The organism is Terribacillus sp. JSM ZJ617 (assembly GCF_044383785.1).
GTDB lineage: Bacteria > Bacillota > Bacilli > Bacillales > Amphibacillaceae > Terribacillus.
Window position 1 is genome coordinate 164655 of the sequence record NZ_JBISEQ010000006.1, and the last position, 18123, is coordinate 182777.

At 36.4% G+C, this 18123-nt stretch carries 19 protein-coding genes; all 19 read right to left on the reverse strand.

Annotated elements, in window-relative coordinates; translation table 11 throughout:
* Positions 1-28: 28 nt before the first annotated feature.
* Complete coding sequence (locus ACH6C1_RS17385) at positions 29-865, reverse strand: hypothetical protein (RefSeq protein WP_374079325.1); 837 nt, start codon at positions 863-865, stop codon at positions 29-31.
* A 12-nt stretch (positions 866-877) separates the two neighbouring features.
* A complete protein-coding gene (locus ACH6C1_RS17390; protein WP_374079327.1) occupies positions 878-1174 on the reverse strand; it encodes a DUF2325 domain-containing protein in 297 nt (98 codons plus the stop codon).
* 43 nt (positions 1175-1217) lie between these two features.
* Positions 1218-1646: a hypothetical protein gene (locus ACH6C1_RS17395; RefSeq protein WP_374079329.1), complete on the reverse strand. Its 429-nt coding sequence runs from the start codon at positions 1644-1646 to the stop codon at positions 1218-1220.
* Between the two features lie 68 nt (positions 1647-1714).
* Complete coding sequence (locus ACH6C1_RS17400) at positions 1715-2305, reverse strand: hypothetical protein (protein ID WP_374079332.1); 591 nt, start codon at positions 2303-2305, stop codon at positions 1715-1717.
* 18 nt (positions 2306-2323) lie between these two features.
* Complete coding sequence (locus tag ACH6C1_RS17405; RefSeq protein WP_374079333.1) at positions 2324-2911, reverse strand: hypothetical protein; 588 nt, start codon at positions 2909-2911, stop codon at positions 2324-2326.
* Entirely contained in the window at positions 2901-3581 is a 681-nt protein-coding gene (locus ACH6C1_RS17410; RefSeq protein ID WP_374079335.1) for a hypothetical protein, read from the reverse strand. Before ACH6C1_RS17410 ends, ACH6C1_RS17405 begins: the two co-directional genes overlap by 11 nt.
* Positions 3582-3860: 279 nt before the next feature.
* Entirely contained in the window at positions 3861-4442 is a 582-nt protein-coding gene (locus ACH6C1_RS17415) for a hypothetical protein (protein ID WP_374079337.1), read from the reverse strand.
* Between the two features lie 85 nt (positions 4443-4527).
* Entirely contained in the window at positions 4528-5103 is a 576-nt protein-coding gene (locus tag ACH6C1_RS17420) for a hypothetical protein (RefSeq protein ID WP_374079340.1), read from the reverse strand.
* A 245-nt stretch (positions 5104-5348) separates the two neighbouring features.
* Complete coding sequence (gene ltrA / locus ACH6C1_RS17425) at positions 5349-7163, reverse strand: group II intron reverse transcriptase/maturase (protein ID WP_374079342.1); 1815 nt, start codon at positions 7161-7163, stop codon at positions 5349-5351.
* Positions 7164-7737: 574 nt separating this feature from the next.
* Positions 7738-10320: a DEAD/DEAH box helicase family protein gene (locus tag ACH6C1_RS17430; protein ID WP_374079344.1), complete on the reverse strand. Its 2583-nt coding sequence runs from the start codon at positions 10318-10320 to the stop codon at positions 7738-7740.
* A 68-nt stretch (positions 10321-10388) separates the two neighbouring features.
* Complete coding sequence (locus tag ACH6C1_RS17435) at positions 10389-10577, reverse strand: hypothetical protein (RefSeq protein ID WP_374079347.1); 189 nt, start codon at positions 10575-10577, stop codon at positions 10389-10391.
* A 350-nt stretch (positions 10578-10927) separates the two neighbouring features.
* Positions 10928-11731 (reverse strand): DUF5677 domain-containing protein, encoded by an 804-nt coding sequence (locus ACH6C1_RS17440; RefSeq protein WP_374079350.1) that lies wholly within the window; start codon positions 11729-11731, stop codon positions 10928-10930.
* A gap of 527 nt (positions 11732-12258) precedes the next feature.
* The gene (locus tag ACH6C1_RS17445; RefSeq protein ID WP_374079352.1) at positions 12259-13338 is read right to left on the reverse strand and encodes a DnaA N-terminal domain-containing protein; all 1080 of its coding nucleotides are present in this window, start codon (positions 13336-13338) and stop codon (positions 12259-12261) included.
* Positions 13339-13691: 353 nt separating this feature from the next.
* The gene (locus ACH6C1_RS17450; protein WP_374079354.1) at positions 13692-14039 is read right to left on the reverse strand and encodes an ABC transporter; all 348 of its coding nucleotides are present in this window, start codon (positions 14037-14039) and stop codon (positions 13692-13694) included.
* Between the two features lie 12 nt (positions 14040-14051).
* Positions 14052-14894, reverse strand: coding sequence for an SAR2788 family putative toxin (locus ACH6C1_RS17455; protein WP_374079356.1), 843 nt, complete (start codon positions 14892-14894; stop codon positions 14052-14054).
* Positions 14895-14909: 15 nt separating this feature from the next.
* Positions 14910-15806 (reverse strand): S8 family serine peptidase, encoded by an 897-nt coding sequence (locus ACH6C1_RS17460; protein WP_374079358.1) that lies wholly within the window; start codon positions 15804-15806, stop codon positions 14910-14912.
* Between the two features lie 318 nt (positions 15807-16124).
* Positions 16125-17198 carry a DUF6094 domain-containing protein gene (locus ACH6C1_RS17465; RefSeq protein WP_374079360.1) on the reverse strand — a complete coding sequence of 358 codons (1074 nt, stop codon included), beginning with the start codon at positions 17196-17198 and terminating at the stop codon, positions 16125-16127.
* A 62-nt stretch (positions 17199-17260) separates the two neighbouring features.
* Positions 17261-17755 carry a single-stranded DNA-binding protein gene (gene ssb, locus ACH6C1_RS17470; RefSeq protein ID WP_374079362.1) on the reverse strand — a complete coding sequence of 165 codons (495 nt, stop codon included), beginning with the start codon at positions 17753-17755 and terminating at the stop codon, positions 17261-17263.
* A 2-nt stretch (positions 17756-17757) separates the two neighbouring features.
* Positions 17758-18117, reverse strand: a complete 360-nt coding sequence (locus tag ACH6C1_RS17475; protein ID WP_374079364.1) for a hypothetical protein — start codon at positions 18115-18117, stop codon at positions 17758-17760.
* Between the last annotated feature and the right edge of the window lie 6 nt (positions 18118-18123).

Here is an 18123-nt window from a genome sequence, read left to right on the forward strand (position 1 = left end):
CTACCTTATATCTCCTTAGCAACATTGTTTAGTTTATTATCTCAATATACTTATCGGATTTAATTACTACTTCTGTAGAATTTACGTTTTTGTAATTGTTTTTCCTAACATCCCCCCAGACAATGACTTCTTTTCCAATTAATGATTCTGGCTCATAGGAGAAATACTTGAAATATTTATCGAATAAGACAACGGTCAATTTAGTATCATCTATCTTCTCGAAATTAATGTACATTACCTTTTCTCTTTTTACAGCAAATTCTATCTTTCCATAAACGAAATATGGCATGCGGGGTATCAACTCATCATTCCAAAGTTTGTCGTGTATAGACTTTTGACCAAGTATCAGTTCAGATATTGGAATCTTAAATCCCTTAACACTAAGTATAATGGAGCTCAGAATGTCTAGGTCATTAGAGATGAATAATTTATATACTGATTTTAAAGAAGTAACTGTTTGAGGTGTGCTGCTATCAGGTTTAACTTTTACTCTTTCTTCTGTTTTACTCTTATCCTCTGCAGCTCGTTCAGTTGATTTACTAATGTACTCAGGATCCATCTTATTGAAGTTTAATTTTATGATGTATTCTTTAAAACCGGTGCCTATGAGTTCTTTTTGATAGTCCTCTATCTTTTGAAGGGACTCCTTAAAATCTAGTGTTCTAAAAAAACCGCAATCATGGCTATGCTTTGAATTATGTTTTCCTGATGTCTTAAAATAAGGGGATTTGGTGTCTGTTCCGGATACGTAAATCACCGGTGCTTTACAAGATTGATCAATACAATATACTTCGCTGCCGTGTATGCTTTCTATGTATTCTAGAGCATCTATTACTTCACCATTATTTAGGTACGCGGTTTTCAAACTTTTCATCTCCTAACTCAATTCTTCAATACATAAGCTTATAGCTCCAGATGCCCCCATCTTATGAAAGAGAAGCTTTTTTTCTAATCTCTTACAAACCTCTTTTACACAATCCATACTTACATGACCGCAAGCTCCATAGAGGCAGACAACAATGTCGGATTTTTTAATGATGTTCTTAAATTCCTTCTTATTACCTCCATTTCTCGTCTTACCATTATGGAAAAGGACACTACATCCATGCTGCTTAGCTAGTTTCTTAAGTGTAGATTCATGAGATCCGCCGAAAACTGCAATTGTTTTATTCATAAGAAAACCTCCTATTCATAAAACAAATATATCATAAAAAGAACTAATTGCAAGTAATTATTGGAGAATTTTCTAAATATTGCTCATGGAGGTAACTAGCTACAGATGAGACATAGAATCTTTTTCCCTCAATGATATCTTGAACTGCTCGGACTAGATCCATTGTAAGGATGTTTTTAGTTGCATAGCCTTTTACATCCATCTTTAAATATTCTAGTGCTGTCTTTTTATGAAGTTCCGTCGATAAGATAAACACTTTACCATCTCTATTCAAATGTCGATCAATCACAATTTGAGCTATTTCTGGATTTCCGAAGGGCTCCACTATTAACAAGTCAGAGCTGGTGGGTTCCTGCTCCTTATAATTATAAAAGTCGTATGATTTTACCTTAATTCCTGTAAAGTGTATTTCCAAAATGTTCTTGATTCCTTCTCTATAACTAGATTGAGAATCCAGGTGATAAATATTCAATATTACTTAGCCCCTTTAAACATAAAAACCCCAAAAGAAAGTGCAATGCACTCTCTTTCGGGGTGTCCCTAGTCATTTGTATTTAAGAATGAGATGTTACCGTTGATTAACAAACCATATTGGCCATAACCATCAGCATCTACAATCCAAGCCATCCTGTTAAGTATTGCTTTAGATGCATTATGGTTATGTAATGGTACAGGACTCTTGTAGACAGTCTTTCCAGACGGACTTTCAATATCTTGTACCAGACTAAGCCGCTGCTTAGAATTATTAATAATCCAACAACCATATTCTCTATCATTAGAAATAAACCAATATGCTCCAGGTAGTTCTGGCTTAGTTCCTGGAACGAAAGGATAATCGCTTTCTGAGACATTAGCGGGATTAGTCATTTCTTTAAGATCACCAATATGATCGATATCTACTTCAAAGTCATCTTCGATTAATCTCCCCCTAATATTAATAGCCTTTCGTTGGCTATTAGGGTTATTAGATTTGGACCAGAAGATATCTCTGCATCTGGAAGCATCATCGTTGAACGGGTTAGCATCCTTGCCTAACCCACAAGAAGCGGTCACCGGATCAAATAACTCGCAGCTGTTTCTGCATGAAATCTGTTCTTGTTTCGTATTGTCTACAACTAATTTAAGTACCATTATATACACCTCGAATGGCTATATGCTGTACATCACTATAGGAGTAATCGTTGAAAGAACTGTTAATCCAGCTGCACCTACAAATAAGCGCTTGGACCATCTAGAATATTCTGGATGCCTTAAGAAATGGTGAAAGAGCTTCATTATAAGTCCAATCAGAACCATTCCAACTGAAACTGATAAGCATATAGCGAGAATTAAACTGATTATATCGTTGATAATCAGTGTAACATTCGGTAGAACTGTTGTAAATACGAAAATGAAAAATATCCGGACTATAACCACAACTAAAGGAGTGTAGATTAAGATCCCTGTTGCACCCTTCAGATTAAAACCTGTTTTGGTTACTAAAGAATAACCAAGCTGTATGATTCCAAGCAGCGTCATTATAGTAAAGATTGCATTAAAGATAAAAGCAGCTGTTGGAACATATTTATCTGCGGAGTTAGTTGTTAAACCTAAAAATTTATCATCATCATGATTTAAACCCTGTTGAAATGCGGCATTGTTATTAAAGTAAGACGGAACTGATGAATCGGCAGCTGTTGCCAACGTTGGTACTAAAAGCAGAAGCAGTAGAGAGAGCATTAATATCTTAGTTCGCACCGCTGAATCCCTTCTTTTTAACGACGAAGTAACCTGAGATTAGCTCAGTCTTAGTTTGGGTATTCATCTTTCCGTTGACAACATCAAAATGATTCCTATATGAATGTTGTTCCTCGTTTTCCTTTGCAACAGAAGTTATAACGTGTATCCACTGTTCAATTATTTGTTTGTTTACAACCCGATTCTTAAGTGTCTGAATTACATTTCTTGAATCGATAGTGATAGTGAAGATAATATTTGCTAATTCACTTTTGTAGCCTAGGACCTCTACTTTGCTAATACTCTGATGAAAAATAGCGTATCGAGTTAAATGCTTATATAAGAATTCGTAAATACTCAATTTATATTTAGGAACTTGTAGATTAGCTGTTATTGTAACTTTGTTGCTGTCAAAGTCCCCCTCTGGCATTACTGCGACTGTAGCATCTAATTTTGCATTTAAGTGCGAGCACATCGGCTCAAACCAACTTGTCTCCGCAGCAATAATATTCTCTTTAATGTTCTCGTAATAGTCTTCATCTTGAGCAATTCCGGAAAAGCCCATACCAGAGATTTTAGTGAAGGTTTTTTCTGGATTCGGGTTGTAAGTAAAATCAATAGATTCCAGGTTCATTGATTTTTGTTCTATCTCATTAATTAAGTTGTCGATGCCTTGTTCGTTTAAAAGCATAAGTAAGATCACCTCGTATATGTAGTTGGATTATAGGTTTAAAGAATTAGGTTTGAGATTGAGCATTAAGGACTATGTATGGACATGAGGTGTATATTATGGTCTATTTATCTAAGTTACAATACACTATTATTCCATATTATTAGTTAAAATGTAATGGAATGGATACATTTTTTACAATAATAGTCCAAAAGTCTCGATGCATTTCGCGCTGTCCTTTTCATAAGTACATATTGTAGCGATGATACCTATGAAAAGGAGGCGAAATGCCTCCCATAATTAAATTGCTTCTCCGCTGCTGTACCTTATATCTTCATCAGGAATAGCGTAGTCTTCATTGATAGATTGCTCTAACACCATTATTTGGTGCACAAGTATTTCTTCTTCTTCCTTTGTGACAAATAGAAGCAGAATTGAATCTTCCTCTAACCTACGCGCTTTCTTAGCTGTGATGTTTAACCAATGATAGTTACCATCGTAGACTTGAATCGATGAACCATCTATACTGGTTAACCTGACAGTCCATTGTTCCATAACTGGAGTAGGTATGTTCTTAGCAGAATCTATATGGTTACTTATTTCTTGCGGCTCAAGTACTTCTTCTTCAATGTACATCTGTCCATCCTCTTCATATATATTGTAAGGAGGCATATGTTCTTCGTCATAACCAGATACTTCTTCTGCGATCTCCCTCAGTAAGTCATTGGCATTATCGTCCAATTTAGAAACTTCTACTGGAGGTACTTCAACACGATTATTTAACTCCAACGTCAGCTCTTCTGGTTCGATACTCTCTTCAGTTACCTCTAGAGCGTTAACCGCCTCAAAGAACTTGCTGTCACTATAGAACATTAGTGTCATTCTACGCTCATACACGTAATGTTCTACTAATAAATAGAGGACTATCATTAATTCTTGCAAAGGAACATACATTTATTTACCTCCATCATAAAGCGAACAAGTCCAATTCATATTGTCCATCCGCTATTCTGTTTTTCTTCTTACCTTTACTTTTCTTGCTCGAGACTTTTAAGGTAGTGTTTGATTCATGCTTCACAGCTGCAGGCAATTTTCTCTCTGGTTCAACCAGATGAGAAAGTACGGTAGCATCTGGTACATTTCTGAAACCGAATGCATGGATTAGATCCACCGATAGAACCTCTTTATGAACACTGAAACCATCTAATTCCCCACTCTCGATACTTGTTACTATTTGATTCACTCGTTTAATAAGTACATTTCTCGTTGATTCAGTCTTTATGGTCCGTCTTGTCCATTGGATGAATTGTTGCTTCACCGATGGCTTCTTTCCGATTCCGGATAAGATTTCTCTTGCTCTCTCTGAAGATTGCTCAACCCATTCTTCAGTAGATCCTTTAAGATTCCGTCCATCTTTAATCGATTTAATAAGCATGCTTTGAAGATCACCATCATCACCAAGCATTGCATTGAGTCCATCAGAGGAAACTTCACCATTGATGGCTCCAGCTGCTTTATTTTTCATGGCTATAAGCTGTGCCATTTGTTCTTGATAACAATGCTCATAAGCTAAGTAATAAAGCCGGCATTCTTCTGATTGTCCAATTCTCCATGCTCTTCGAGAAGCTTGATTGACAGTAAATAAGGACCAACTGAACTGATAAAAGATAATAGTAGGTGTACAAAGTAGTCGGGTAGGTCGGAGGTGTTACCACCTCTTTCCCCCCTAAGAACCGTACTTGTACCTTTCAGCACATACGGCTCAAGCCACCTTTCGCCCAAAACAACTTAATACTTAAACTTCTTGAAAGCCTTTTTCATAAGATTGATTGCCTTTTTAGAATTCACGTTTTTAATCCCATTGCTTTTCAGATACTCTACAACTTTTGGTAAAGTTTTACCGCCACCGTATTTTTCTAGAAGTACATGATGTGATTTGTGACATGATTTGTGTAATAATTCAAAGTTATCATAAGAATCTTTCCCTCCGATTACTACAGGCACAGTATGATTAGTTTCAATAGGTTCGTCTCCTTGTAAGGACTCTCCGCAAACCCTGCATTTGTAATTACACTTTTTCGCAAGTTTTCTTCTTGAATTAGTATTTTCCCTGTCGAATATCTTTTCATCTCGTTTTTCAAAGTAAGCTTTAAGTGAAGCATCGAATGGGCTGTTGTGCTGCTTAATCTTTATGTGTCTTTCAATTTTAGTCCAACTCATACGAATGAGCTGTTTGGAATTGTCATTTGGACACGTTAATAGCCATTTATCTTTGCTTACACCTGTCTGGTCTGGTTTAAGGTACATTTCCATCAGTTTTTTGATTGAAGTTCTATTGTGTCTGTGTCTCAAGTAAATTAGCACTCTTTCATTGACATAAGTATCAATGTCTCTGAAGATCACTTTGGCTACCGTTGGCGACCAATAGTTTGCAATTCCCTGTATCACTCGATTAAGCTTTTCAATCAGTTTTACTGTTTCTATGCCTTTACCCCAGTCAAATACTTCTTTGATTTTCCGCTTAGCGTTTTTAACACTTTCATTAGATGGTTTGATGAATAATTGATTTCCTTCTTTAGTTGGGTATTTTCTAAGATTAAATCCAAGGAAGTCGAATCCTTCACTAATATGAACAACTCTTGTTTTCTCTTGTGCTAGTTTCAGACCACGTTTATCTAGATATGGTTGTAATTTCTCGTACATGCCACGGGCTTGTTCTTCCGTAGGGCATACAACAACAAAATCATCTGCATATCTGACAACACCAACCGAATCGGGATACAATGTGTAACCTTGTCTAGTTGTATTGAAGTATCTCACTCCAATTTCTTTTTCCATTCCATGTAATGCTATATTTGCTAATAACGGTGAGATTATGCCGCCTTGTGGTGTTCCTATATTTGTTGAATGGAATGCATCATTATCAACGTATCCACTTTCTAACCATTTCTTCACTATTTCATTGTCAGGGAAATTATTAATTCGCTTCATAATGAAATCGTGGTTGAGATTGTCAAAGCATCCTTCAAAATCACCTTCGAATATCCATCCTTTTAAGCTTCCTCTATTCAACTTATTGTAGAGGTCTGCTATAGCATCATGTGCGCCACGTTTAGCTCGGAATCCGTATGATGTCATTTCAAATTTAGCTTCCCATTGTGGTTCTAAAGCATTTTTGAATACATTTTGATACACCCTGTCAATGATTACAGGAATGCCTAACGGACGTTTCTTTCCATTCTTTTTGGGAATATATACTCTTCTTGCAGGTTTGACTTTAATATTTCTTACACTGTATCCTTTAAGTTTGTTAAATAGTTCAACTCGCTCTATTGGAGTGTTCGAAATATATCCATCAATTCCAGCAGTGGTTTTGCCTTTATTTTCTTGCGTTACTCGTCTAATACTAAGTAGTAAATTCGCCTTGCTTCTAAGAAGAAGTCTTTGTAATTTCCTTACTTTTCTTGTTTGTTTAAGTTGTTCGGCACGATAGATTCGTTGTTGAAGTTTCCTTACGTAGCGATTAACTTGGACCCAATTAATTGAGTGCCAGTTATCCACTAGTGGGGAAACAGCCGACGCAACATGATTGTTGGTTTTCATAACATATCTCCCTCTCTTTTAAGGATTATTCTTTCCGCTTTCTATACATGTTGATGACCACATGGAAGTCAGCAATCTTTCGATTTGGGTATTGTCCTATCCGACGGCTTATACTAATGAGCTTTCACCTTAACTTTCGTTATGTCGGCATTCGCTTTTTCCACGTTCCTCTACCCTCTACATATTGTAGTTTCCTTACGGTCCCCCTACCTCTGATGAGAGGAATGTATAGGGCTTACCAAGTTTCACTAATAATAGATACGTTAAGTTAGGCATCCTTCTTTACTCCGGTGGATTTATAGGTCATTGCACAGTTCCTCGACTGTAGAACTTTTCTTATCCACATCTACAAGCTTTAACAACCACAGTACGCTTGTTGTAGGTAACGAAGACTACAAAGATTCAGCTTTCGCTTATACCTTCCTAACTTTCCCTAGCTCTTTTGGAATTCTGCGTAAATTCCTCCATTAAGCATTTAACCCTCATGCAACCCAACGATCCGATTACTCGGAAAGCAGTTTCGGGCGGGAACACCTTTAATGACTAAGGTGACTTCTTATTGAAGCACTATTAATTAGCAACTTCTTGTCGCACAATCTAATCCTACTTTAACTAGTTCTTGTGAAACGATTATACAATCATGATCCTCATTCTCAACCTTATTTTTTAACCATTCACTTCGGTTATTGGTTGAGGTTGAGCTAGTATCAAGTATGTCGACCTTGGCGCCAATTTTTTGGAGAATCGTCTTCAATCGTGGTCTCACATCTCTTCCTTCAACTGAGGAACCGGTATCGCGAACATATATTATGGATTTTCTGCCTTGTTCCATCTCACCTTGTACCAGTTCTTGTAACTTTTTCTCTTTGTTTAGAGTCAAGTTCTCTGGAATGTGAAGAGGCTGCCATATAATTTCCCTTTCGCCTAAATCGTTTTTATATAAAACGTCTGGATAAGTGAAGGGATTATCCGGATAAGAAATACCAGTGTTCGTAAGTGGAAGATATAGTTTTTTCCCGTCTTGTCTTGAATGAATTAGGTTCTCAAAATGAGAAGTCATAGCATTGTAGTTTTCGGCTAGCGGTGGGTCCATCTCAACAAGTATTGTTGGAACATTCACCAACTCTACCGGATCAGGCCACACATCAACTAATCTGACAAGAGCACTATTTTGAACAAGGAATTTACCAAAGAGAAATGGAGAGATACCTGGTAACACTTTTTCAGATTTCTTCGTACCGCCGCGGCTTTGTTTGTTTGAGTATTCACCTTTGTCTGTTGTAGTAATGGTGGTAGTTTCGATATTTCCAAACTCCTCATTCCACTTTCGAACGTCATTAAATTTATAACCGTTCTTAACCATAACATTAGGGAATAATCGCCATAACAAGTAATATACATCTTCCGCTTTTCCACCGAAAAGTGTTCCTGTACCTCCGACTACCTTCTTACTGCATGCAACAAGTGATCCTAGACAATTGCCTTGTGCGGACATTCCGCTCTTTAGCTCATGAATCTCATCTACAAGGGATATATCGAAGAAGTTTTTCATCTTTCTTCTGATATACTCAATTGTTGCTATCTTGCGAGGTAGTCCTTTCCTTTTTGGGGTCTCCTTTTGATTGTCCAATAAATGTCTTGCTAATCGTGGATTATCGTTTGAGATAGCTGCTATTATTTCTTTTTCAAATGCGGCCCATTCTTTAAACGAGGCATACCGATTAGGGACACTCTTAGTCCATAAGCTTCCTCCACATTCAGAGCAAAAAGCATTTGCTGGCATCTTGCTATCCGCGACTCTCCTTGATGTTCCAAACTCATTTTCTGCCATGTCTCTTTTTACTTTTACTATTTCCTCGCTGCCGCTTTCATTAAGTTGTGTATCAGTCGACTCAACTACCTGGTGAGGATGGCCACAATCTGGGCAATAGTATCCATACTTGTTTATCTTGTTATCCTGGAAGTCTACCGCAGGTACATAAGCTGAATCCCCTCTCATCGTAGTAAAACTGATGACAAAGAAGGTAGGTCTAACAGGTTTCACTTTTCCGCTCCGTATCCACTCTGAATGGTACCTTATTAACGATTCCGTCTTAGTGATAACGTGAACGATTGCTCCTGGAATGATTTCTTTTATCTCCTCTGGCCATTTCTTTGTGAGAGATGGCGGAACCATTACACAACAAAAATAACCTTTTTGACCTTTATTTTTATGAAAAGCATCCGCGATAGCAGCAAGCATAGTAGTCTTACCGGTGGACATTTCACCTTGAATGATGAAATTATCTTCATGTTTCAACCGCTTTGCAATTGCTGTAGAAACATGGGCTTGGACCGGAAACAACTCTCGCTTATAACTGCTGAAATGCTCTGATACTCCATCTGTCATAGGGTTGTGAATAGGCAAAACTTGAGCAGAAATCTTCTCAATCATGTCATCCACGTAGTTGGTCATATAGCTATTGAGATCCACTACATCATGTAAGTTCTCGCCTTTACCATGCTTTGGAAACTGCAGCTTTCCTGCTTTAATTAATTTTGAAATTAAAGCATCCGCTTCATGCTCTACCATTCTTAGTCTGAGCAATGTAAAGCCTTCTTGAAATAATCCAGGATCCTTGTAGAAGTCTACTCTCTCCAAATAATCGTTTAGGACCAATTCCTGATACACACAATCTTTCCATTCAGGAAGTATATGTAATCCGTATTGTCCCCCGCCAAGTATTTGTCTAAGATCTTCTGCAGGATTATCCCCAAATGAAAGAATATATTCTTCATTTGATAAGACTTTATCGTGGACTATAGCTAGAGCCTTAGTTCCGTTTGAAAGGGTGATTGGAAACTTCTCATATTTCCCTTTCTCTGAGCTAAATTGAAACTCTTTTTCAAAAGAAAACTGAGATAATCCTTTTACACCATGTCCGAAGTAAAGGCCATTGCTACCTATATCAACAGCTGCTTTCATTGCTTGTAGTGTAGAATCGCTTCCGGAAATGATTGCAAAGAGTAAAGTAGGCGGCACTTGCGCCTGGCTTTCAGTCTCTTCAACAGCAAGCGCGTAACAATATGCATCCTGCAAAGCCTGATCCATGTATATCTCAATCATCTTTGGAGAATCTGTACTCTCATTTACTAAATCCCATTGAACTTGATTCATGCTATTACCTATACACCAAAGGACAGAGGTTTCTCTCTATCCCCTAGCGATAGGAGTCACCTCCATTTTTAGTTGTTCATGTACTTGTCTACGATCTCAGAAGCTTCATCCATCACATTAGCAAAATCCGTAATAGGGATTTTCAGCTTTTCGGCTTGGACAGCTTTTGTAATTCCGAGTTCTTGAAGTCTTTTTTGATCTTCTGACGCCAACTGATGTAGATGACTCTTCAGCCAGTCAAATTGATTTGGTGTCATAATTAAAACTCCTTACGTTGTTTATTCTTGCTACTTCTGAAAGATTAACTTGCCGCCAATTAGATTGGCTTTCCCATGATTTCATATAAAGCATCCTCTCTCTTTTGTTTTATATATAGAAAAACGAGAAGCCTGGTTTACACCATGTTTCTCGTAGATCTCCCTAAGGACATAAAAAAACAGCCCTTGAGTTTAATAGTAGGAATAAACCTAGCTATCAACCACAAAGGCTGTAGAAATTTAATTTAAATCAATAAACAGCTAATTCCCTGAAGGAATTGCTAACTAATAATAACCGACTTAATACATGCACTCATTATAACTGTTATTGTAGAATTCGACAAGAGTTATCAGTAACGTATATGGGGTTTAATCTTTGATATTAGGTCGTTATATTCACTCATACCACTAGGGGTTCTGTTTTGTATGAAATGTTCGATCGTGGTAAGCAACAAACTTCTAGAGAGCAATAGCCATGTTTCCATCATAACTTGTTGTTGATTAACATCTTTTATAATCCAATCTTCACCTTCCCCATTAAAATCTGATAAAGTCATATACATGTGCGCACTTGAGGATAAAAAGCTATAAAGTCTAGCTGTTGTAGGATCAGAATCATCTTCCAAATGCTTTGCGAGTGCATTTACAGATTTAGGGCCGCGGGCTAATGAATACCACTTTGGTATTTGATTTTTTTTATAATCAGGAAGTTTTTCAATTTCTTTTTTATAGAGATTATAGGTGTCTGTAAACTCGGTCTTTGAGAGTTGCTTTTTAAGATATTCAATGCTTTTTTCTATATGTTTTTTTGTTTTGTCGTCATAACTATCAAAGTTAAATTCCGATGCTTGAATTTGGGTTAAATAATAACCCACAACATACGCTTCTGTTCTCTTCTGGATCAATGAGTCTTTTTCAAATATATATCGATATGCTAGATATGCTTCGATCATTCCTCTTACATTTATGCTTGCAGGTCCATTTAAACCGTCTAAACTAGTTACATAAACGCCTTCTGCCAATTCTATAATCTTTCTAAATAAACCAAGCACTACCTTATCTTTAGTAGCTCGATAATCGTGACTCTCCTTGTATTCATGGAAAGTTTTCTTACCAAAAGTTAGAACCTCATTTAATATTTCAAAGTTATCCATTCTTCTTCCTCATCTCTAGGTAATTAAATTGTATCTATCTTTTATTATAATCTTTTTTATTTTTATAAGTGATTATTATTATGGTATCAATTTATGATCCCCCCCATATCAAAAAATGATAGCTGATACTCCTATACGGTATTTCTATATAGGGGGTATAGATTTTCTATAAGCGATTACTTTTTGTGTTGTTCACAGTTTTTTGTGGAAAAATAGGGATATAGTTTATCGATTGCATACCTATAGATATTCTATTTCCCCCCTTATCATTAATCTATATGTAGGGTTATAGATTAATGATAGCTAACTCTAAAAAAGAAATCGACACCCCTTATGGAGTGTCGATTATACATTGCTATATTAAATTATTAATTAAAGCTCCTCCGATTAATAGTGTTAATAAGCCGAATACAGCAGCCAATATAGAAGCCATATTGTTTCTTGAATTAATTGTTACAAATAAGAAAATGAAGGAGAGTACAAAAGAAAATACAAATGTAATTATATATATAAAGTATTAACACTCGTCATCGTGCGTCTTTCTTAGAATCGAATACTTCTATGCTAATGTTGGCTTCGATTTGTAATTCCTCTTTGAAAGTATCCCTTATCATTTGTATATAACTAGTCTGAAGCCAATCCTTTGCAAACTCATTTGGTGCGAGGATTACAAACTCCTTGGAGTCCAGTTGCCTTCCAATTGTCCCTTTAAGCCAAGTGTCAAATGAAGGTTTAGATACCTTATGCCTTAATGCATTTAAGATTTTTGTCCAGATCAATTTATCTTCTTCCCTCAAACCATTTTGTGTTATTTCCCTGATCACATCTTCTTTACTTTTCACTACTGTCGTTCCATTCTCAACAAACGTAAAAACATTCCGGTTGCTGCCATTGTTAACTTTAAATATGCCATGGTCAGTAAGGTCTTTGAGATGTTTTTGGTATTCTTCTTTATAGTCATCCTCAGTTGATATCATTAATGAGGAAGATTCGGCAACAAGTGCTTTTATACGTTCGTGATATTTTCGGTCCTCTACTGTTAATTGTTCAGCTAAATCATCGCTCAATAAGGGAATTTTCTTCCGGACGACATATACTACTCCGGCATCACGCATACCTTTAGGCTTACCATGCTTATCGAAAACATCGACTGACTTCCAGAATCTAAATAAGAAGCCGTATTTCTCAAGTGAATCAAGATAACCGTTTAGTGCCGCTCTCTTTACTCCGATCCTATAACATATCTCTTCTAAAGAGGGAAAAGTTATAAACTCTTCTGGCTGGCCATGTCGATCTAGATAGTCAAATAGATATTTACGTATAGCCATATATGTAAAGACTTCCATTCCTCCGATAAATGGAGTCCATAACCACAGATAATTATGATATTGAGTGAATCCCCCGCCGTCATCAACGGATACCGACGGTGTGACAGTTTCCAGATTGAAATTAAATACGGTTTGAGGGTCGAAGTATACCTTCTCGGTAACTTTCTTATTGTAAGTTTGCTTTTTACCTTTAACCGTTCTGGCAGCTGGTTCAGTTTTACCCGTATCGTAGTATCTGAAGTAATGGAATTTGCTGCTTTCTGTTTTTTTCTCTTTCATGTTTCATCCTCCTGAATCCAACACGCTTAGCTTCGGTTCTTCTTGAAGAGGTACAAATATCTGTGATATATTTTATTTAGATAATACAACCAAGAAAACCTGCCTCCACGCAGTGACAGCTGCGGCTAAGCGATGGTGGGTTTTTTATTATAAAAAAGGACGAGAAAAACCCCATGAAAAATAGACCTTAGTTAAAAGGCTAGAATTCATGGGGTGTCCCTTTTTTATGCAACTATAGTAATAATATCATGTATCACAGCCTATTTGTATTAGAATTAAAATTAGATAAGTTTTATTTTACGAGATTTATCAGAAATATAAGCCCTTACTCAATTAATGAGTAAGGGCTTATATTATGCTAATCTAATTGTAGATTTGAATTTTGCAAGCGAAGATTTACTATAATCATCACCAAATCTACTTACATGTTCTTCAATACTACTGAGATTATCTTTTAAATATGAATGAATCTCAGTAGTATCAGCATAATTGTACAATTCATCTAAAAAATCAATAGATTCATTTAGTAAGTAACTATCTTGCATTTTTAGTAAGACATTTACTACACCTGGTATGCTGTTATAAGCACTCTCTGCTGAAAGGCCATCCAATAATTCTTCATAAGAATTTCTGAAATACCACTCATCCTGGTCTAGTTTCTCTTCCCAGTTATCAAATATCTGTAATAGCTCTTTTTCCATTATTTATCCACCTTATTTAAATTTAAAGTCATCAAACTTACCATTCTTCTTATTGTAATTAAAGTGTATAGTTACGGTTTTCTTTCCTTTAACTTTAAATGTACGTTGCATCTTAACCCAGCCCTTGCTACCTGGCCAACGCTTATCGTTCATTTTAGACGCTGGAACTACCTGTTTTGCACCCTCAAGTGGGTTTGATAGTACACTCTTCATAGCTATTTGTTCTTCGAGATTATTCGCTGTTTGTCTACCTGTAGATGCTTTACTAGCTGATTTTTTCTTAATTTGTTTAGCAAGTCCTGACACGGCACTCTTTACAGCTTTAGACCCAAACTTTTTGACGATCCAGCTTATACCAAAACGAGCTAAGAATCCTACTAAAATCGGAATAGCAGGAATTATAGAAGCATTGACCTCAGTGGAATCAAGATTATGTATTTCCCCTGTCTCTTTATCTACTAGAGTGAATTTTAAAGCTTCCTCACTGGCTTCATCTACAATTATATCGTAGCTTTTTTCCTGAAGATTACCCGGTTCAATTTCAATTTCAGTGTTAACAACTATACTATCTAGTTCTTCATTGTAAACAACATCCACAGCGGCATACAAGTCAGAACTACTCATCTCTGTATTAACTGTTGTTTCAGTTTCTTCTTCATGTACAGTTAAAGTAATATCATCTGTATTATCTACGTTTAATTCCTCAGCAATTTGATTAACTTCTTCTTTTTGAATTACTTGTGCAGTGGTGGATTGCTCCTGTTCCTCAGAAGTTGAAGATTCTGCAAAAACATTTAGAGGTAATGCTGATAATAGGAGGGTAAAAACTAGTAGTTTAGCAATTAATTTTTTCAAAAGTAAAACTCCTAACTATTCAATTTTCGTTACAATTCCGAAACCATATTCCTTGTCATAACCCTTCTGGCCAAGATCCTTTATATAAGGCCGAATATAGTCATTAAATTCGTTCTTACTTTTTAAGTCATCTTCTAAGAGTACATTACTTAATAACCCGGTAAAATATGCTGTAGCAAATGAAGTTCCACTGACGTAATCGTACATGCCATTTTCAGTAGTAGTGTAAACATTTACTCCAGGAGCAGAATAATCTATCTTACCCTTGGCTGCTAAGTTAAACCTTTTAAAGTCTTTATCAACTGCAGTTATCGACAAGACCTCATCATACTTTGCTGGATAGTCTACACTTAGACCCATGGTATTACCTGCAGAAGCAACTATGAGAATATCATTATCAATACACTCTTTTACGACTTGATAAAGATCTGGTGAATCCTCTTGAACTCCTGAGCTGATATTTATAATGTCTACTTTATTTTCCTTAGCCCATGTTAATCCTTTAACTAAGGCCTTAATATTTCCTTTGCCTTCAGAATCCAAAACTTTCACATCATAAATTTGCACATTTTGTCCTATCCCAGTCTTATTAGACGCAATTATGCCTGCAACAGCTGTTCCATGACCATTATCATCGATGACTGCGCTATCTGTATTAATCGCATTAAATTGCTTCTCAACCTTTTGTTGTAGATCTGGATGGTCACTAATGCCACTATCAAGTACTGCAATCTTGACTGGTTCAGCTTCGGCACTATTTAAATTGTGACGGAATACATCCAAAGATAAATTGGATTCTTCTGCTCTTAGATTCTCCTCAGAATCATCTCCTGAAATTATACCTAGTTTTAAGAAAACAGAAGAAAAGACTAACAAAGCAGCTAATGTAATATAAACTTTAAATCGCATCATCCTTTCCCTCCCTTCTATTGGACGATATTGGAATTCTTTAAATTTACTTTTAATATCCAAACATCCAACTTGAAATGGATAGATTAGGCTCCTTAGGGCTACCATGTACAGTAGACTTACAACTCTCTTGCACAACTCGAGAATTTGGTAATTCATGTACATTTTCCTCAAGAAAACCAATCCAATATTTAAAACAACGAATAAAATATAATAAAAGCTTGTGTATTCTATGTGTACTTAACATAAATAAAGGTTATTAATCTTAATTTTTCCATAAAAAAAGAAGAGTAAGCAATTGCTTCTCTCCTCTTTATTTAATCACACTAGTTTTTTTACGATACCTTCAGGTGTAATTACTTTTACTGATACAGATCGCTTTGTTCTTGTTTTTGTGGTTTTTGTAGTCGAACCATTTTCATTTGTGTTTTCTTCAGAGGACGTGACTTTTTCTACTAACTCCAGTCCTTGAACTAGATGGTAGTTTTCTTCTTTCCCTATCTCACCGTTAATTGCACCACTAGCGAGTAAAAGAGCCATCTGCCCTTGGTTTATTGGCAAAGCAGGATTACCGCCTATGCTAAGTTGCTTAGGCCGTGAGCGTTCTTTAAAAGCCGCGAATCCCTTGGAGTTTTTGATTTCTTCGTAATAAGATGATTTACCATCAAGCCTTGAATGGAACACTGAAGGGCCTGTAGCAGCTCCAGGAACATTCCATTTATGTTTGCCAATCAGCGTACTAATCGATGTGACATGACTGGCTACGAACTCCTCATCATCCATTGACTGCAAGAAACCAAGTAGCTTCTTATTAGTCTTCTTTACACTACCTCTCTTTTTATTGCCAATAAATATACATTGTTTATATTCATCATAATCTTCGTCTGAAAACCTTAATACACCCACATTTTCAAAGTTTGATGCGAGATATCTAGAGATTTTCTTATCAGCAAATCGATAACTTGGGATGATATATATAATCAATCCATTTTCTTTTAAGAATCTGTTGTTTCTTACTAGCTCTGTCCATTCTTTTCGCTCTGCTTTATCATCACCGATACCTTTAATCGTGTGATCGTAAGGCGGATTGAGTAACAAGAGAGAAAAAATGTTGTTAGAAATGACCATACTTTCTATTGGTGCATTTTTAGCCTTATACAATAATTTCTCCGCTTCAGCTGCACGTCGGTTATCTAATTCCACACCATAAGTTAGAATCGGTGTTTCATCTGTATGGAATGCAGCAGCTAATTGATTTAGTATCTTCCCTTCACCACAGGTTGGATCAAAGAAGGAAGCTCCTGAATTTATCTCTAAGAGCTTAATTAGAAGTTCACCTTGATATTCCGGTGTAGCAAAGTAACCGGCTCTTAATTTATTTCCTATGTGGGACATACTTTTACCTCCATAAAAAAAGGTACTCCTAATTAGGAAGTACCTTTTTTACTCATAATTTATTAAAACGGAAGATCATCATCAGAAATATCAATCGGTTCACCTTTACCACGGAAAGGATCCTGGTCGTTATTTCGATTATAGTTGTTGTCATTATAATTAGTGTTATTGTTACTATTGGTGTTCGAGTTCCGATTTGAATATCCAGAAGAACTTTGTCCGCCTCCTTGAGAGCCGCTTTTAGTCTCGAGGAATTGTACGCTGTCTGCAACAATTTCTGTTACATAAACCCGATTACCTTCTTGATTATCAAAGCTTCTCGTTTGGACACGTCCATCAACCCCAACAAGACTCCCTTTGCTCATGAAGTTCGCCAGATTCTCAGCTGGACGTCTCCATACCACACAATTAATGAAATCTGCTTCTCGCTCGCCTGACTGATTAGAAAAAGGACGATTAACTGCTAATGTAAAGTTGGCTACGGCCACTCCATTTGGTGTATAACGCAGTTCCGGATCCTTGGTTAATCTCCCAACAAGTACTACGCGATTTAACATAATTATTCCTCCTCGAATACAGGTATTAGTCCAGGACCTTGCTTGACTAAATACCATCTACAATCTGATTTGTTTAGTTCATACTTATAATCAAACGCCACACCTTTAAACGTAAGAGTTACATAACCACCTAATTCAATTAGAGTAGCATATCTAATCTCCCAGTCTGATACAGTGGGTTTTTCATTACCTTTTTCTCCACACACGTAACTAATCTCAATTTCTTCATTCCTATCAGTCATTCCTGAAATATTTAGCACGGTTTCACCAATTATATTATCAATTGGCTCCATCCCGTTTAGAATAACCCTTGGTTTTTCCCCTCTAATTTCGACTGGTTGTTCAATCACCGTATTCTTCATTTTAAT

Coding starts and splice junctions, on each gene's coding strand:
- ACH6C1_RS17390 (WP_374079327.1), bottom strand. CDS start 1,174: ATGAATAAAACAATTGCAGTTTTCGGCGGATCTCATGAATCTACACTT.
- ACH6C1_RS17400 (WP_374079332.1), bottom strand. CDS start 2,305: ATGGTACTTAAATTAGTTGTAGACAATACGAAACAAGAACAGATTTCA.
- ACH6C1_RS17410 (WP_374079335.1), bottom strand. CDS start 3,581: ATGCTTTTAAACGAACAAGGCATCGACAACTTAATTAATGAGATAGAA.
- ACH6C1_RS17415 (WP_374079337.1), bottom strand. CDS start 4,442: ATGACACTAATGTTCTATAGTGACAGCAAGTTCTTTGAGGCGGTTAAC.
- ACH6C1_RS17420 (WP_374079340.1), bottom strand. CDS start 5,103: ATGGCACAGCTTATAGCCATGAAAAATAAAGCAGCTGGAGCCATCAAT.
- ltrA (WP_374079342.1), bottom strand. CDS start 7,163: ATGAAAACCAACAATCATGTTGCGTCGGCTGTTTCCCCACTAGTGGAT.
- ACH6C1_RS17430 (WP_374079344.1), bottom strand. CDS start 10,320: ATGAATCAAGTTCAATGGGATTTAGTAAATGAGAGTACAGATTCTCCA.
- ACH6C1_RS17435 (WP_374079347.1), bottom strand. CDS start 10,577: ATGACACCAAATCAATTTGACTGGCTGAAGAGTCATCTACATCAGTTG.
- ACH6C1_RS17440 (WP_374079350.1), bottom strand. CDS start 11,731: ATGGATAACTTTGAAATATTAAATGAGGTTCTAACTTTTGGTAAGAAA.
- ACH6C1_RS17445 (WP_374079352.1), bottom strand. CDS start 13,338: ATGAAAGAGAAAAAAACAGAAAGCAGCAAATTCCATTACTTCAGATAC.
- ACH6C1_RS17450 (WP_374079354.1), bottom strand. CDS start 14,039: ATGGAAAAAGAGCTATTACAGATATTTGATAACTGGGAAGAGAAACTA.
- ACH6C1_RS17460 (WP_374079358.1), bottom strand. CDS start 15,806: ATGATGCGATTTAAAGTTTATATTACATTAGCTGCTTTGTTAGTCTTT.
- ACH6C1_RS17465 (WP_374079360.1), bottom strand. CDS start 17,198: ATGTCCCACATAGGAAATAAATTAAGAGCCGGTTACTTTGCTACACCG.
- ssb (WP_374079362.1), bottom strand. CDS start 17,755: ATGTTAAATCGCGTAGTACTTGTTGGGAGATTAACCAAGGATCCGGAA.
- ACH6C1_RS17475 (WP_374079364.1), bottom strand. CDS start 18,117: ATGAAGAATACGGTGATTGAACAACCAGTCGAAATTAGAGGGGAAAAA.